Source organism: Bradyrhizobium sp. GW821-FHT13H06 (assembly GCF_058803975.1).
On the sequence record NZ_JBXAPN010000005.1, the window covers coordinates 252,363 to 268,956 of the forward strand.

At 66.0% G+C, this 16,594-nt stretch carries 14 protein-coding genes; 6 read left to right on the forward strand and 8 right to left on the reverse strand.

The window, feature by feature from the left end; translation table 11 throughout:
- Positions 1–39: 39 nt before the first annotated feature.
- Together AC1RQP_RS22765 and AC1RQP_RS22770 are read right to left on the reverse strand one after the other, a co-directional pair.
- Entirely contained in the window at positions 40–909 is an 870-nt protein-coding gene (locus AC1RQP_RS22765; protein ID WP_492938580.1) for a sulfurtransferase, read from the reverse strand.
- A 154-nt stretch (positions 910–1,063) separates the two neighbouring features.
- Positions 1,064–2,398: a dihydroorotase gene (locus tag AC1RQP_RS22770; RefSeq protein WP_492938581.1), complete on the reverse strand. Its 1,335-nt coding sequence runs from the start codon at positions 2,396–2,398 to the stop codon at positions 1,064–1,066.
- Positions 2,399–2,499: 101 nt separating this feature from the next.
- On the opposite strand from AC1RQP_RS22770, the gene ygfZ reads away from it, so the two are divergent.
- From ygfZ to AC1RQP_RS22800, 6 genes are all read left to right on the forward strand, one after another.
- Positions 2,500–3,381: a CAF17-like 4Fe-4S cluster assembly/insertion protein YgfZ gene (ygfZ, locus tag AC1RQP_RS22775; protein WP_492938582.1), complete on the forward strand. Its 882-nt coding sequence runs from the start codon at positions 2,500–2,502 to the stop codon at positions 3,379–3,381.
- Positions 3,378–4,004, forward strand: coding sequence for a DNA-3-methyladenine glycosylase I (locus tag AC1RQP_RS22780; protein ID WP_239621917.1), 627 nt, complete (start codon positions 3,378–3,380; stop codon positions 4,002–4,004). Before ygfZ ends, AC1RQP_RS22780 begins: the two co-directional genes overlap by 4 nt.
- Positions 4,001–4,615: a YfbR-like 5'-deoxynucleotidase gene (locus AC1RQP_RS22785; RefSeq protein WP_131866349.1), complete on the forward strand. Its 615-nt coding sequence runs from the start codon at positions 4,001–4,003 to the stop codon at positions 4,613–4,615. Before AC1RQP_RS22780 ends, AC1RQP_RS22785 begins: the two co-directional genes overlap by 4 nt.
- Before the next feature lie 165 nt (positions 4,616–4,780).
- Positions 4,781–5,287, forward strand: coding sequence for a tyrosine phosphatase family protein (locus AC1RQP_RS22790; protein WP_131866347.1), 507 nt, complete (start codon positions 4,781–4,783; stop codon positions 5,285–5,287).
- A gap of 220 nt (positions 5,288–5,507) precedes the next feature.
- On the forward strand, positions 5,508–6,476 hold the full coding sequence (locus AC1RQP_RS22795) for an NUDIX hydrolase (protein ID WP_194389164.1): 969 nt from the start codon (positions 5,508–5,510) through the stop codon (positions 6,474–6,476).
- Between the two features lie 51 nt (positions 6,477–6,527).
- Positions 6,528–9,233 carry a DUF2339 domain-containing protein gene (locus AC1RQP_RS22800; protein WP_492938583.1) on the forward strand — a complete coding sequence of 902 codons (2,706 nt, stop codon included), beginning with the start codon at positions 6,528–6,530 and terminating at the stop codon, positions 9,231–9,233.
- 3 nt (positions 9,234–9,236) lie between these two features.
- Here AC1RQP_RS22800 and AC1RQP_RS22805 read toward each other — a convergent pair whose 3' ends face one another.
- The 6 genes from AC1RQP_RS22805 to AC1RQP_RS22830 all read right to left on the reverse strand — a co-directional run bounded on the left by AC1RQP_RS22805 (position 9,237) and on the right by AC1RQP_RS22830 (position 16,565).
- Positions 9,237–10,925, reverse strand: coding sequence for a methyl-accepting chemotaxis protein (locus AC1RQP_RS22805; protein ID WP_492938584.1), 1,689 nt, complete (start codon positions 10,923–10,925; stop codon positions 9,237–9,239).
- Between the two features lie 293 nt (positions 10,926–11,218).
- Positions 11,219–12,955 carry a methyl-accepting chemotaxis protein gene (locus AC1RQP_RS22810; protein ID WP_492938585.1) on the reverse strand — a complete coding sequence of 579 codons (1,737 nt, stop codon included), beginning with the start codon at positions 12,953–12,955 and terminating at the stop codon, positions 11,219–11,221.
- 207 nt (positions 12,956–13,162) lie between these two features.
- A complete protein-coding gene (locus AC1RQP_RS22815; RefSeq protein WP_239621913.1) occupies positions 13,163–13,408 on the reverse strand; it encodes a DUF6894 family protein in 246 nt (81 codons plus the stop codon).
- A 161-nt stretch (positions 13,409–13,569) separates the two neighbouring features.
- Positions 13,570–14,169 carry a hypothetical protein gene (locus tag AC1RQP_RS22820; RefSeq protein ID WP_492938586.1) on the reverse strand — a complete coding sequence of 200 codons (600 nt, stop codon included), beginning with the start codon at positions 14,167–14,169 and terminating at the stop codon, positions 13,570–13,572.
- 115 nt (positions 14,170–14,284) lie between these two features.
- On the reverse strand, positions 14,285–15,271 hold the full coding sequence (acuI, locus tag AC1RQP_RS22825) for an acrylyl-CoA reductase (NADPH) (RefSeq protein ID WP_492938587.1): 987 nt from the start codon (positions 15,269–15,271) through the stop codon (positions 14,285–14,287).
- Positions 15,272–15,311: 40 nt separating this feature from the next.
- Entirely contained in the window at positions 15,312–16,565 is a 1,254-nt protein-coding gene (locus AC1RQP_RS22830; RefSeq protein ID WP_194389171.1) for an MFS transporter, read from the reverse strand.
- Positions 16,566–16,594 lie beyond the last annotated feature (29 nt).

A 16,594-nucleotide genomic window follows, 5' to 3' on the forward strand; every position in this document is an offset into this window, starting at 1 on the left:
ACTGGCCGGGAGATATTCCCGGAAGTATCGGGATTGCGTTCAATCCGTCTCAATCGGCAGCGACGGATCCCTCGCCCACTCGCCCATGGAGGCATCGTAGAGCGTCAGCTTGTCGTAGCCGAGCTGCGCCAGCATGAGCAGATCGATTGTCGCCGAGATGCCGCCGCCGCAATACAGGATGACATCCTTGTCTCGCGTGACGCCTTGGGCGGCGAATTTCGCTTCTGCGTCTGCGAGCGTCGTCAGGGTCCTGTCGGGATTGAGGAGGGTTGCCGCCGATACGTTGACGCTGCCGGGAACGCGGCCGGGCCGGCCATAGCGGCTCGGTTCGAGGCCGGAATGAAACTGCGGTCCGAGAGCATTGACGATCACGGTCGAGGGATCGCCGATCCGCGACATCACCGTGGCCTTGTCGACGAAGCAGCCCGTGCGCGGCGTCGCCTTGAAGGTCGTCGCCGGATATCCCTTCGGTGCGCCTGTCTCGATCGGCCGCCCCTCCTCCTTCCACTTGTCGAAACCGCCGTCGAGCACAAGCGCATCGACCCCGAGCGAGCGCAGCATCCACCAGAACCGCGTCGACCACATCATCGTGCCGATGCTGTAGAGCACGATGGTCTTGGATGCGTCGGCGCCGTGGCGGCCGAAGGCGGCCTCCAACTGGGCCACACCAGGCATCATGAAGAACTGTTGCGACGAGGTGTCGGAGAATTCGCCTTGCAGGTCGAGGAAATCGGCGCCGGGGATGTGGCCGGCTGCAAAGGACTTGTCGCCTGGCACCGCGCGATAAGGCACGTCGCTGCCGGGTGGGACAGGCTCATTGTAGGTCGTGCAATCGTAGAGGCGGAGGTTGGGATCGGCGAGTATGGCGGCGAGTTGTTGGGTGGTGATGAGGGGGGATGGCTGGGACATCGGAATGCACTCCCGTTCGAGGGCAAGTGTAAACCTCTGCCCTCGTCATTGCGAGCGCGGCGAAGATTCCAGACTGCCGTCGCGGGGAGATTCCGGATTGTTTCGCTGCGCTCGCAATGACGGGTGGGGAAGCAATTCGCTCCCCGCACAGCTCCTACGCCTTCAGCGTCTCCAGAAACCGCACCGGCTCGCCCTGCGAGGCCGTCACGAGCTCGCCCTGCCACATCACGCGGCGGCCGCGGATGAAGGTGCCGACGGGCCAGCCGGTGACGCGGACACCGTCATAAGGCGTCCAGCCGGCCTTGGACGCGACCCATTTGTTGGTGATGGTCTCGCTGCGCTTCAAATCGACGATGGTGAAATCGGCATCGTAGCCGGCGGCGATTCGCCCCTTGCACGCGATGTTGTAAAGGCGCGCGGGACCGGCGCTGGTGAGGTCGACGAAGCGCGCCAGAGAGAGCCGGCCCGCGTTGACGTGGTCGAGCATGATCGGCACCAGCGTCTGCACGCCGGTCATGCCGGAGGGCGAGGCCGGATAGGTCTTCGACTTCTCCTCGAGCGTATGCGGGGCGTGGTCGGAGCCGAGCACGTCGATGATGCCCTGCTCGATGCCGCGCCAGATGCCGGCGCGATGACCGGCCCCGCGCACCGGCGGGTTCATCTGCGCGAGCGTGCCCAGCCGCTCGTAGCATTCGGGCGCGACCAGCGTGAGGTGATGCGGCGTCGCTTCGCAGGAGGCGACATCCTTGTGGTCGCGCAGGAACTCGATCTCTTCCTTGGTCGAGATGTGCAGCACGTGAATGCGCTTGCCCGTCTCGTGCGCGAGCTTGACCAGTCGCTGCGTCGCCATCAGCGCCGCGGTCTCGTCGCGCCAGACCGGATGCGAACGCGCATCGCCCTCGATGCGCTGCGGTTTGCGCTCGTTGAGCCGATACTCGTCCTCGGCGTGAAAGGCCGCACGACGGCGGATCACCTGGAAGATGCGGCGCAGGCTTTCGTCGTCCTCCACCAGCAGCGCACCGGTCGAGGAGCCGATGAACACCTTGACGCCAGCGCAGCCGGGTGCGCGCTCGAGCACCGGCAGGTCCTGCACGTTCTCGCGGGTGCCGCCGATGAAGAAGGCGAAATCGCAATGCATGCGGTGATTGGCCCGCTTCACCTTGTCGGTGAATTCGGCCTCCGTCACCGTCAGCGGCGCCGTGTTCGGCATTTCGAACACGGCGGTGACTCCGCCCATCACGGCGCTGCGCGAGCCGGTCTCGAGGTCTTCCTTGTGCTCCAGCCCGGGCTCGCGGAAATGCACCTGCGTGTCCATCACGCCGGGCAGGATGTGCAGGCCCTTGCAGTCGATCACCTCCGCGGCGCTGCCTTGCGACAGCGGCCCCAGCTCGGCGATGCGGCCGCCCGTGATGCCGATGTCGCGAACAGCCTCGCCGTCCTGGTTGACCACGGTGCCGCCCTTGAGGATCACATCGAAACGCTGGCTCATGGCTGAAGGCCTCTCTCGTCCCCAAGCGCAGGGCTCGAGGTCTTGTCGTTTATGCGTTGCGGGCTTACGTTCCGGAGCAACATGTCGCAAGAGATTTTCGCATGAAATCGGCGTTTCTTCCCGACCGGAGCGTGCTCAAGGTCGCGGGCGAGGATGCGCGCAACTTCCTCAACGGCCTGGTCACGACCGACGTCGACAGGCTGAAACCGGGCCTGGGGCGATTCGGCGCGCTGCTGACGCCACAGGGCAAGATCATCGTGGATTTCCTGATCACGGAGGTGCCCGCGGGTCACGGCGGCGGGTTCCTGATCGACTGCCCGAAACCGCTGGCAGATAGCCTCGCCACCAAGCTGAAATTCTACAAGCTGCGGGCCAAGGTCACGGTGGACAACCTTTCCGACGATCTCGGCGTGCTTGCGGCCTGGGACGGCCAGCCCGCGGCCCAGCCGGACCTCGCCTTCGTCGACCCGCGGAACGACGGGCTCGGCTACCGCATCCTGATCCCGGAAAATCTCAAGCAGAAGCTGTCCGACCTGATCGGTGCCCAGCTGGTCGATGCGGCCGAATACGAGGCGCACCGCATCGCGCTCGGCGTGCCCCGCGGCGGGCTCGATTTCATGTACAGCGATGCGTTCCCACACGAGACCAACATGGACCGTCTCGCCGGCGTCGATTTCGACAAGGGCTGCTACGTCGGCCAGGAGGTCGTCTCGCGCATGCAGCATCGCGGCACTGCACGCACGCGCAGCGTGAAGGTGCTGCTCGACGGTGCGTCACCCGAGCCGGGCACGACCATTCTTGCCGGCGACAAGCCGGTCGGGACCATCGGCTCGACCGCCGGCGGCAAGGGCATTGCCCTCGTGCGCATCGACCGCGTTGCCGAAGCGCTCGACGCGGGCCAGCCGCTCACCGCCGGTGGGCTGCCGCTGACGCTCGCTGAACCAGACGTCGTTCGAATTCCAGCCAAGCAGCCCATCGCATGAGCCGTGCCGCCCGCCTGCATCCCGACGGCCTGAAACGGTGTCCCTGGCCTGGCGAAGATCCGCTTTACGTCGCCTATCACGACACCGAATGGGGCGTGCCGGAATATGACGACCGCGCACTGTACGAGAAGCTGATGCTCGACGGCTTCCAGGCCGGCCTGTCCTGGATCACGATCCTGCGCAAGCGCGACAATTTCCGCAAAGCCTTCGACGATTTCCAGCCGGAGAAGATCGCGCGCTACAACGCGAAGAAGGTCCATGCGCTGATGAACGATGCCGGCATCGTGCGCAACAAGGCCAAGATCGATGGCGCGATCCTGAGCGCGAAATCCTATCTCGACATCATGGAGAAAGGCCCGGGCTTCTCGAAGCTGCTGTGGGACTTCATGGACGGAAGGCCGCTGGTCAACCAGTTCAAGACCACCGCGAGCGTGCCCGCCTCGACGCCGCTGTCGGTGCAGATCTCCAAGGAGCTGTCCTCGCGCGGCTTCAAGTTCGTCGGCCCGACCATCGTCTATGCCTTCATGCAGGCGACCGGCATGGTCAACGATCATCTCGTCGACTGCCACTGTCACGCCGCCTGCGGCAAGACGCAGCGCAAGCCGCGCCTCAAGGCCAGATGACGGCGAAGAAGACCGCGCGCGATGCGCAGTCCCGCGCCTGGCAGCGCATGCTGTCGGGCCGGCGGCTCGATCTGCTCGATCCCTCCCCGCTCGACATCGAGATCGCCGACATCGCGCACGGCCTTGCCCGCGTCGCGCGCTGGAATGGGCAGACCATCGGCGCGCATATCTTCTCGGTCGCGCAGCATACGCTGCTGGTAGAAACCGTGCTGCGGCACGAGATGCCGCGGGCCGACCAGCGCATGCGGCTGGCAGCCCTGCTGCACGATGCGCCGGAATATGTGATCGGCGACATGATCTCGCCGTTCAAGGCCGTGCTCGACGGCCATTACAAGGCGGTCGAGAAGCGCCTCCTCGGCGCCATCCATATCCGCTTCGGCCTGCCGCCGGTGCTGCCCGACGAGATCACGCAAGCCATCAAGGCCGCCGATCGCGGCGCAGCCTACCTCGAGGCAACCGAGCTCGCCGGCTTCAGCGAGAGCGAGGCCAGGCGCCTGTTCGGCAAGGATCCCGGCCTGTCCGACAGCGTCCGGCGCGACTACATGACGCCCTGGACGGCGGCACGGGCCGAGAAGCAGTTCCTGGAGCGGTTTGGCGCCGTGTTTGCGTAGGTGCTGCAGGGTGGGCAAAGGCGAGCTGCGCCGTGCCCGCCATCCTTTCGCTTTTGCGACGGAAGCGGCGCGCACGCTTCCGCCTTCGCTCTTCGAGCTACGGCGGACATGTCGCTTTGCCCACACTACAATGGCTGGCTATAATCGGCGCCAAAAAGGTCTCCCATGATCCACGTCTGTTCCCTCGCCGCGCTTCCCGAAACTGTCCGCATCACCGGCGCCAGCCATGTGCTGACGGTGATGGCCAATGTCGAGCAGGTGGCACGTCCGGTGTCGGTGCTGCCAGCCAACCATCTCAAGGTGTCGATGGATGACATCACCGAGGAGATGGACGGTTTCGTCGCACCATCGGAGGCGCATATCGAGCAGGTGCTGAACTTCGTGCGCGGCTGGGATCGCGGTGCACCGCTGGTGGTGCATTGCTATGCCGGCATCAGCCGCTCCACCGCCAGCGCGTTTGCAGCGGTATGCGCGCTCAATCCGAATCGCGACGAAATCGAGATCGCGCGGAAGATCCGCGCGGCCTCGCCGATCGCCTCGCCGAACCGGCGCATCGTCGGCCTCGCCGACCGCGCACTCGGGCGCAACGGCCGCATGCTGCGCGCGCTCGACGAGATGGGCCCGGGCGCGATGATGGTGGAAGGCCGCCCCTTCGTGATCGAGCTCGAATGAGAATTACGCGCCACAACGCAGGTGAGCCCCCTCTCCCGCTTGCGGGAGAGGGTTGGGGAGAGGGTGCGTCCTCATCGGGACACTCCCGGCGTGGAGGCAACCCTCTCCCGGCGCTACGCGCCGACCTCTCCCGCAGGCGGGAGAGGTTGCAGCGCCCCCGCGGAGAGACCGACTCAATCAACCAACAAGCCGTTTTCACAGCACCTGCGATCCCGGCCGCATGAGCGACACGCAGCTGACGCCGATCGAGATTGGCCTCACCGCCGCAATCGTTGCGATCGAGAACCACGAGCCGCTGATCCTGACCGCGCCAGGTGCCGACGGGCTTGCCGGCCTGCCGTTCGGCCCGTTCGACGCGGTGAGCCATCGCACCTTCGAGATCGGCCTGCGCGCCTGGGTCGAGCAGCAGGCGGGCCTGCGGCTCGGCTATGTCGAGCAGCTCTACACCTTCGGCGATCGCGGCCGCCATGCCGAGGCCGGCGACACCGGCGCGCATATGGTGTCGATCGGCTATCTCGCACTGACGCGCCCTGTGGACGGCGAGCTCGCCGCAAACGCGGCGAGCTTCGCGCCATGGTATCGCTTCTTCCCCTGGGAAGACTGGCGCGAGGAGCCGCCGGGGATCATCGCCCGCGACATCATCCCGGCGCTGACGAAGTGGGCCGAGGAGGAGACGCCGGAGACGACGCGCGCGCTGCCGCGGAAGGATCGCGTGCGGTTCTATTTCGGGCTCGACGGCGCGCCCTGGGATGAGGAACGCGTGCTCGACCGCTACGAGCTGCTGTACGAGGCCGGGCTGATCGAGGAGGCGCGGCGCGATGGCCGCCCCGCGGCATTGGCGCGCAAGACGCTTCCCCCGCTCGGGACCTCGATGCGGTTCGACCACCGCCGGATTCTCGCCACGGCCATCGCGCGGCTGCGCGCAAAGCTGAAGTATCGCCCTGTCGTCTTTGAACTTTTGCCAGCTGAATTCACACTTACCGAACTGCAGCACACGGTGGAGGCGATCTCCGGCCGGCATCTGCACAAGCAGAATTTCCGTCGCCTGGTCGAAATGGAAGCCCTGGTCGAACCGACCGGCGTCATGTCGACACAGACGGGCGGACGGCCGGCGGCGCTCTATCGCTTCCGCCGCGACGTGCTCCAGGAGCGGCCCGCGCCGGGCTTGCGCGTGCGCTCCCGGCGCTAGATCCTGATATTTGGGGTACCGGCCCCTGCCCGCCGGTTGCCTGGAGGCTTCATGTTCGACGGCCCGTTCGACGTCTTTGCGCTGATCATTGCGATCATCGCCTTCCTGATCGCGATCAAGGCGTCCAGCCAGGCCGCCGAGCTGCGCCGCCGGCTGAGCTCGCTCGAAGAGATGTTGTACGCGCAGCGGCAGGTGCAGCCGCCGCCGTTGATGCCCGCGCCGGTAGAGACTGAGGCGCCCGCAACAGCGCCGGCAGAGCCGCCGCCGCTTGCGCCCGAGCCCGAGCCTGCGCCGCCTCCGCCGGCCGCCGCAGATGTTTCGCCGCCCCCACTCGAAGCCGGCCTTGAAGCCGGCGCACCACCGCCGCTGCTCGCGCCGGCGCCCGGTTTCGAGGAGCGGCTCGGCACCCGCTGGGTGGTGTGGATCGGCGGGCTCGCGCTCGCGCTCGGCGGCTTCTTCATGGTGCGCTATTCGATCGAGGCCGGCCTCCTCGGCCCCGGCGTGCGCGTGTTCCTCGGCGGATTGTTCGCCGTCGCGCTGCTCGGCGCCGGCGAATGGACGCGGCGCAAGGAGGCCATATCGAGCATCCAGGCGCTGCCGATCGCCAACATCCCCGCGATCCTCACCGCGGCCGGCACGGCGGTGGCGTTCGCCACCATCTATGCCGCTTACGCGCTCTACGGCTTCCTCGTGCCCGCAACCGCCTTCGTGCTGCTCGGCCTCGTCGCGCTCGGCACGCTTGCCGCCGCGCTGTTGCACGGCCCGGCGCTCGCCGGCCTCGGCGTGGTCGGCGCCTTCGTGACACCGATCCTCGTCTCCAGCGGCAAGCCGGACTATTGGGCGCTTTACATCTATCTTGCGATCGTCACCGCCGCGAGCTTTGGTCTCGCCCGCATCCGGCTTTGGCGCTGGCTTGCAGTCACGACAATCGTGTTCGCCGTGCTCTGGATCTTCCCGGGTCTCGACGCCGCCGAACTGCAGGTCGCGCCGCACGCCTTCCATGTCATCGCCGGCTTCGTGCTGGCCGCGCTGCTCGTCGTCTGCGGCTTCATGTTCGGACCCGGCATCGAGGACGGCGAGATCGAGCCGGTCTCGTCGAGCGCGCTCGGCGCCTATCTGTTCGGCGCGATGCTGATCGTGCTGTCGAGCGCGCACGCCGACCTGGCGTTGATCGCCTTCACGCTACTGGTCGCGGGAACGCTGTTCGTCGCCTGGCGTGCGCCGGCGGCCACGGGCGCCCTGGGTGCGGCCGCGGCGACCGTCTTCATCGTCTTCGCCGAATGGGCGGTGCGTGCCAATCCCGATATGCTGGTGTTGCCGGGCGGCCCCATGCCCGGCATCGGACCGACAGCGACCGACGGCGCGGTGACGCTGCACCTGGTCACGGCCGCGATCTTCGCCGCCGGCTTCGGCATCGCCGGTTTCCTGGCACAAGGCCGGTCGAATTCGGCGATCATTCCGGTGGTGTGGTCGGCGGCCGGCGTCGCGACGCCGATCGCGATCCTGGTCGCGCTCTACGCGCGTATCGCTCATCTCGACCGCTCGATCCCGTTCGCGATCCTGGCGGTGCTGCTCGCCGCCGCCTTCGGCGCTGCAACCGAGGCGCTCACACGCCGCGAGACCCGGCCGAGCGTCGCGATCTCCACGGCCCTGTTCGCGACCGGCACGCTCGGCGCACTCGCGCTGGCGTTGACCTTCGCGCTGGAGAAGGGCTGGCTGACGATCGCGCTGGCGCTGATGTCGCTCGGCACGGCCTGGATCTCGATGCAGCGGCCGATTCCGTTCCTGCGCTCGCTTGCCGCGATCTTCGCGGCGCTCGTCACCGCGCGCATCGCCTACGATCCTCGCATCGTCGGCGACGCCGTCGGCACCACGCCGATTCTGAACTGGCTGCTGTGGGGCTACGGCCTGCCGGCCCTTTCGTTCTGGGCCGCGAGCGTCTTCCTGCGCCGCCGCGCCGACGATGCGCCACTGCGCATGGTCGAGGCCGCCGCGATCCTGTTCACTGCGCTGCTCGCCTTCATGGAGATCCGGCACTTTGCGACCGGCGGCCGCATGACCGCGGCCCCCTCGCTGCTCGAATTCGCGCTGCAGGCCTGTATCACGCTGGCGATGGCGATCGGGCTGGAGCGGTTGCGGCTGCGCAGCCGCAGCATCGTGCACAATGTCGGCGCGGTGGTGCTGACCGCGATTGCCGGACTCGTCAGCGTGTTCGGTCTGTTGATCCTGGAGAATCCGCTGCTGTGGCACACCGACGTCGGCGGCGCCGTCTTCAACCTGCTGCTGCTGGGCTACGCGCTGCCGGCCGTGCTGATGCTGCTGCTGTCCTATGCGGTGGTCGGCGAGCGTGGCAAGGTCTACGCCAATACGATTGCGGGCGGCGCGCTCGTGTTCGCGCTCGCTTATGTCACGCTGGAGATCCGCCGCTTCTATCACGGGCCGATCCTGTCCACAGGACCGACCACGGGCGCCGAGCAATACACCTATTCGATCGGCTGGCTCGCTTTCGGCGTGGTGCTGCTCGGCGTCGGCATCCTCGTCAATTCGGAACGGGCACGGCTGGCGTCTGCCGCCGTCATCGCGCTGACGATCCTCAAGGCCTTCGTCATCGACATGTCGACGCTGACGGGCGTCTACCGCGCGCTCTCGTTCATGTGCCTCGGCGTGGTGCTGGTCGCGATCGGCTGGCTGTACCAACGCATCCTGTTCCGGCGGCAGGTTACACCGCCGCCGGCCGCGCCGCAGACGGGCAGTTGAGGATCAGGCCGCGCGGACCGATACCAGGAACTGCGCGACTTCGACCTTCAGGCGGGTGCTGTCGGTCGCCAGCGACTTCGCCGCCGACAGCACTTCGCCCGAGGCCGAGCCGGTCTCGATCGCACCGCGCTGCACGTCCGTGACGTTGGAGGAGACCTGCTGGGTGCCGAGCGCGGCCTGATGAACGTTGCGCGAAATCTCCTGCGTGGCCGCGCCTTGCTCCTCGACGGCAGCAGCGATGGCCGAGGACACCTCCGACAGCCGCTCGATGGTGCCGCCGATCTCCTGGATGGCGTTGACGGATTCCTGCGTCGCGGCCTGGATGCCCGAAACCTGCGCGCCGATTTCACCGGTCGCCTTCGCGGTCTGCTCGGCGAGTGCCTTGACCTCGGAAGCGACGACGGCAAAGCCGCGGCCGGCCTCGCCGGCGCGCGCCGCTTCGATGGTCGCGTTCAGCGCGAGGAGGTTGGTCTGGCCCGCGATGGTGTTGATGAGCTCGACAACGTCGCCGATGCGGGAGGCCGCCTGCGACAGCGCGTTGACGCGTTCGTTGGTCCGCGCCGCCTGCTCGACGGCTTCCGCAGCCATCCGCGCCGAATCCTGCACGCGGCGGCTGATCTCGGTGATGGAGGACGACAGCTCCTCGGAAGCGGACGCCACCGCCTGGACATTGGTGGAAGCTTCCTCCGAGGCGGCCGCAACGACGGTCGCGAGCTCCTGGCCGCGCTGCGCCGTGCCGCTCAGCGTGGCCGCGGAGGCCTCGAGCTCGGTCGAGGCCGATGACACGGTCTCGACGACCTCGCCGATCATGACCTCGAAATTGCGGGTGATGGCATCGACGCGGCGGCCACGCTCGATCTTGGCCTCGGCGTCGCGCGCCGCCGCCTCGTCGGCGGCCTTCTTGGCGATCAACGCCTCCTTGAAGATCTGGAGCGCATCCGCCATCGAGCCGATCTCCGTCTTCTCGCCGCGATGCGGCACCTCGGCCGAGAGGTCGCCTTCGCCGAGCGACTGCATCGGACGGATGATCGAGGCGATGCCACGAGACACGTCGCGCACGAGATAGTAGGCGGCAGCGATCGCGATCGCGACGGCTGCAACGATGATGCCGACGAGCACGCGGAAGATCGTGGCGTAGCTGTCGGCCGCCTCCTTGGTTTCAGCCTCGGCGCCGCTGTTGTTGAGCTCGATGCTCTTCAGGAGCAGGGGATCGGCCGCCTGAGCCATCTTCGCAACCTTGGTCTGCAACAGCTCGTTGGCATCTGTCGGGAAGCGGCCGGTGCTCTTGCGCGACAGCGCCATCGTCTCCTGAACGCCGTTCAGGTATTCGGCCCAGGCCTTGGTCCACTGCTCATAGATCGCGCGTTCCTGCGGCAAGGTGATCAGGCCTTCATAGACCTTGCGCGTCTTCTCGATGCGCTCGCGTAGCGGAGCCATGCGTTTCTCGGCGGCGTCCTTGCCTTCGATGCTCTCCTGCATCAGGTGGAGTCGCAGGACGACGCGCAGCTCGTTGATGTCGGCGCGCATCGAGCCGAGCGCACGCACGCTCGGCAGCCAGCTTTCCGCGATCTCGACCGTATGGGCGTTGATGTTCTGCATCGTGCCGATCGCCATCACGCCGACGCCGGCAAGCGAGAGCACGAGGACCGACAGCACGGTCAGCAGCTTGAATACGATCGACAATTTCGACATCACGACAATCCCGACAGTAGCCAGCAACGCGCGAATCACCTGCGCCGCAGTCGTCGCGACGGACGACAGGGCGGAAGTCAGTTCAACAATGCTGGCTGGTTCTTGTCCCGAGAGATTGCGCCCATAATCGCAAACAGGCGTTAACAGGAACCTACGTAGAACTACGGTTCGCGCCCGTGATCGCCGTTCACTGCAACCCGTCTGTTGCAGCCGCATGGAGCAATGCGGATGCGGCTTGATGCGCGGCATCATTCGAAAAGGCCGGCGGATTCCTCCGAGGCGGACCGCGAGCGTCAGGCCGCGCGCACGGTACCCAGGAACTTTCCGACCTCCAGCTTCAGCCGGTTGCTGTCACCGGACAGCGATTGCGCCGCCGCCAACACCTGCGAAGACGCCGAGCCGGTCTCGCTCGCACCGTGCTGCACATTGATGATGTTGGACGACACCTGATGGGTGCCCGCCGCCGCCTGCTGCACGTTGCGGGAAATCTCCTGCGTTGCGGCGCCCTGCTCTTCGACCGCGGCTGCGATGGTCGAGGAGATCTCCGACAGCCTCTCGATGGTATGGCTGATGTCCTTGATCGCGCCGACCGAATGCTCGGTGGCGGTCTGGATGCTGGCGATCTGCTGGCCGATCTCGCCGGTCGCCTTCGCGGTCTGCTCGGCAAGCGCCTTGACCTCGGAGGCGACGACGGCAAAGCCGCGGCCCGCCTCGCCGGCGCGCGCGGCCTCGATGGTTGCATTGAGCGCCAGGAGATTGGTCTGGCCGGCGATGGTGTTGATCAGTTCGACCACGTCGCCGATCCGCGCCGCGGCAGCGGAAAGTTCGCCGACGCGATCGGTGGTGGTGCGGGCCTGGTTCACCGCATCGCTCGCGACGCGAGCCGATTCCTGCACCTGCCGGCTGATCTCGGTGATCGACGACGACAGCTCTTCGGTCGCCGACGCCACCGACTGCACATTGGTGGAGGCTTCCTCGGAGGCGGCAGCAACCATGGTGGTGAGCTCCTGTCCACGCGCCGCAGTCGACGTCAGCGTCGACGCGGAAGCTTCCAGTTCGGTCGAGGCCGAGGAGACGGTATCGACGATCTCACCGATCGCGGCCTCGAAGCTGTCCGCGAGCTTGTGCATCTCGGCCTTGCGCTGCGCGGCCGCAATCTGGTCCTGCCTGATCTTGGCTTCGGCCTCCTCCCGCGCCTTCTGTTCCGACACGATCTTGAACTTTTCGACGGCCGCAGCGACGCCGCCGACCTCATCCTTGCGGCCGAGACCGGGCAGCACCACTGAGAGATCGCCGCCGGCGAGCTTGTCCATGGCAACCGTGAGCGCGCGGATCGGCCGCGCGATGGTCACGAACGACATCAGCCAGGAGCCGACGAGGACGAGCATGGCAAGTGTACCGACCAGCATCGCGAGTTGCTCGCTCGATTTCATTTGCACGGCGGCCGCGGCATTTTTCTCGTCGGATTTGTGTCTCGCGTAGTCGGCAATCTGACCGATCAGCACATCGAGCTCGCCGGCGATCGGCAGGGTAACCTCGCGTGCGATGCGAACGACGTCTTCATTGAGCTTCGCAGCACGCGCCGGCCCGTCTGCACCGCTGGCGGCCAAGGCTTCGCCGCGCACGCCCGCGATCTGCTGCGCCGCCTTTGCGTAGTTCGCGGCCAGCGATCTCAGTTTCTCCATGCGAGCGCGATTCTCGGCCTCTTGAGAAAGCTTCAGCATCTCATCGACCAGCAGGTTCGCCGATTTCTGCTGGTCGCCCAGGCTCTGGGTGGCCTTTTGAATGTCGGCCGAGCTATTGGCGAGACGAAGGTCGCGTACGGCGAGCTGCATGCCGCGAACCGCCACCTCGGCCTTAACTGCGTCGCGCGCGATCTGCTGCTGCGCAAGCGCGCTCTGGCTGCTCTCCCGGATGCTCGCATTGCCGAGCATCTGACTTGCGATCATGGCGCCAACCAGGAGGACCCCTAGTGCAGACGCAATCGCCAGCTTGGTCCCGATCTTCAGATTCTGAACAAGGCTCAACATGGGCATGTTTCCCCCGAAGGAAATGCGCAACCGAGTCATTGTCGGCCGCCCCGGGCATTGACTGCGCCGTTGCACAAAAATTGAGCGCCTCACGTTCCGATTTGGTTAACGGAATCCCTCGCAGAAATACTCACTTTCTTCGCCAAATGATTGAAGCCGAGGGGAAATGATCTCGTCATAGTTGTAAATTGCAGCTTGAGATCGGAGCTATGACGCTTTGCATCCGACAGTTTCTCCGACCAGACTGATTCGAAAGACCGGCTTCTTGCTCTCGTCGAGCAGCTCCATGCACCACTCGGCGTTCGGCTTCAGGCCGCGTGCGATGCTGCCGAGCAGATTGGCGCAGACTTCAGTCATTTCGGTCCAGGCGGCTGCACGATCCTCGAACTCGTACGGCTGGTCGGCGGCGCCGGAATAGCGACCGGTGCTGATGCGGAAGAAGTATAGCGACATCGTTGGACCCTTGATCGGGCCGCCCCCGGCCGCACGCAAACTGGGGCGCGAACAGCTACCAACGCATGAAAGCCGTCGTCCGTATGATTACGGCGCCGCGTCTTCATGTTCGATAGACGTCTTCAACGAGAAAGCGTGCAAGCCGATGGCGCGCGACCGTCTCACTGGGTCGAGCGGCGCAGCTCCAGCGGGGCTTCGGCCTTCGCGGGCTCCGACTTGATTTCCGCCTTCGCCGGCTCGAGCCGGTTGCTCTCGACACGCGGGGTCTCGACGCGCGCGGCGACCTCGGTGTTCGAGACGGCAACCGAACCGGTGTGCTCCGGCTTGTGCAGCGAGCGCGGGCGCGCTGCAGCGCGGGCCATCAGCATTTGGTTGCCGCCCTGGTGACGGAAGTCGCAATAGGCGAAGCCCATGCCCGACACCGAACCGCGGAAGCTGCGATCGTCGGTCTTTTCCAGGTTGAAACAGGGCTCGAACGGAATGCCCTTGATCGAGGCGCAGACGTTCTGGCCGCGGATCTGGAGCGTATTGCCGGGAAGTCGGAGATGCTTGACCGGGCCTGCTCCCGAGAACTGCACCGCACCGGCGGCGCCGAGATCGTCGAGGATGCGGCCTGCGCCGCGGGTGCCGTCGAAGCAGGTGAAGGCGAACACCTTGCCGGCTACGAAGCGGCGCGCCTCGTCGGCGTTCATGCTTCCAGCAATGGCGGGCGCAAACGCTGCTGCCGCCGTGACAGCCCCCAACACAATACGCGCAAGCATGCTCAACTCCGAACCCAACCCCCGCAGCGGGCGATGCCTCTATCTCTTTACCCGCTGCTTACCATACGAACCAAGGCAACATTGGAGCAGCTTGGTTGGTAAAGTCTAAACGCCGTTAGCCAATTTTAACCACGATGCGGCCCCGGACTTGGCCGGCAAGGATTTTCGCGCCCCACTCCGAAATCTCATCGAGCGAAATTTCCTTAGTGATTTCAGATAGTTTTTCCCGATCCAGATCGGACGCGAGGCGTTGCCAGGCTGCCTTCCTCGGCTCAATCGGGCACATCACGGAATCGATGCCGAGAAGGCACACTCCGCGCAAAATAAACGGCGCGACCGAGGACGGCAGATCCATGCCCGCCGCCAGGCCGCAAGCTGCAATCGCTCCGCCGTACTTCGTCATCGAGAGCAGGTTGGCGAGGGTGGTCGAGCCGACGCTGTCGACGCCGCCAGCCCAGCGCTCCTTGGCGAGGGGTTTTGCCGGTGCCGACAATTCGTTGCGGTCGATGACTTCGGCTGCTCCCAGATGTTTCAGATAGTCGGCCTCGGAGGCCCGGCCGGTTGAGGCGATGACGTGGTAGCCGAGCTTCGAGAGCACGGCGATCGCAACCGAACCGACTCCGCCGGCCGCCCCCGTCACCACCACCGGGCCGCTCTTCGGCGAGAGACCGTGCTTCTCGAGCGCCAGCACAGCGAGCATCGCAGTGAAGCCGGCGGTGCCGATCGCCATGGCGTCGCGCGCCGACAGGCCATGCGGCAAGGGGACCAGCCAGTCGCCCTTCACCCGCGCCTTCTCGGCATAGGCGCCGAGGTGGGTCTCGCCCATGCCCCATCCGGTGCAGACCACCTTGTCGCCCGCCTTCCACTGGGGATGCGAGGAGGCTTCGACGGTGCCGGCGAAGTCGATGCCGGCGATCATCGGGAAGCGGCGCACCACCGGCGCCTTGCCTATGAGCGCAAGGCCGTCCTTGTAGTTCAGCGTCGACCACTCCACACGGACGGTAACGTCACCGTCCATCAGTTCAGCTTCGTCGAACTGCGTGAGCTGGGCGGTGGTGCCCTTGTCCGCCTTGTCGATCCGGATCGCCTTGAATGTGGCCACGACTTCACTCCCTGACTTGTTTCAGGGATTGTTTAGCCGATCAGGCAGGCTGTGCAACCGCCCGCTCGACAGGTTTCTCCACAATCGGAAGATTGATCAGCGCGGAAAGCACGCCGAACAGGATCGAGAGCCACCAGATCGGCGTGTAGGAACCGAACCGCTCGAATACGATGCCCCCTAGCCAGACACCGAGGAAGCCGCCGACCTGATGGCTGACGAAGGCGAAGCCGTAGAGCGTCGCGAGCCAGCGCGTGCCGAACATCAGCGCGACCAGTGCCGAGGTGGGCGGCACCGTCGACAGCCAGGTCAGGCCGGAGATCGCGCCAAACGCGATCGCCGAGAACGGCGTGATCGGGAACGCGATGAAGGCGAGGGTCGCAAGCGCACGGGTGAAGTAGATGGTCGAGAGGATGTAGCGCTTGGGCAGATAGTTCTGGAGATAGCCGACGCTGAGCGAACCGATGATGTTGAAAAGGCCGATCGCCGCGATCACCCAGCCACCGGTTTGCGTCGAGATGCCGCTATCGACCAGAAAGGCCGGCAGATGCACGGTGATGAAGGCGAGCTGGAAGCCGCAGGTGAAGAAGCCGAGCACCAGGAGCACGTAGGAGCGGTGGCCGAAGGCCTCCGCAAGCGCCCTGGTGAAGGTCTGCTCATCCGCAGGCGCCGTGTTGGCCGTGCTTGCGACAGGCGGCGTCGACAGCGCCAGCGACAGCGGGATGATCAGCAGCATCAGGAAGCCGAACACGGAGAGCGCCTGCTGCCAGCCGAAATTATCGATCAACGCGACGCCAATCGGTGCGAACAGGAACTGCCCGAACGACCCCGCCGCCGTGCCGGCACCGAGCGCAAGGCCGCGCTTCTCGGCCGGCAACAGCTTGCTGAACGCCGACAGCACCAGATTGAACGAGCAGCCGGCAAGACCAAAGCCGATCATGACGCCGGCGCCGATGTCGAGCGAGAGCGGCGTCGAGGAGTAGCGCATCAAGATCAGGCCGCCGGCATAGAGCAGGGCGCCGACGCACATCACCCGGAACAGGCCGAAGCGATCCGCGACCGCGCCGGCGAGCGGCTGGCCCAGCCCCCACAACAGATTCTGCACGGCAATCGCGAGGCCAAACACGTCGCGGCCCCAGCTGAATTCGTGACTCATCGGCTGCACGAAGAAACCGAGCGCCGAGCGCGGACCGAAGCCGAGCATGCCGATCGCACAACCGCAGAGAATGATGACGGCCGGGGTGCGCCAGTTGGAGGAACGTGAGGCCGGAGCGAGTTCGCCGATCTGTGTCGACATGGTCTTCCTCGTCTGTCGTTGGCGAATCC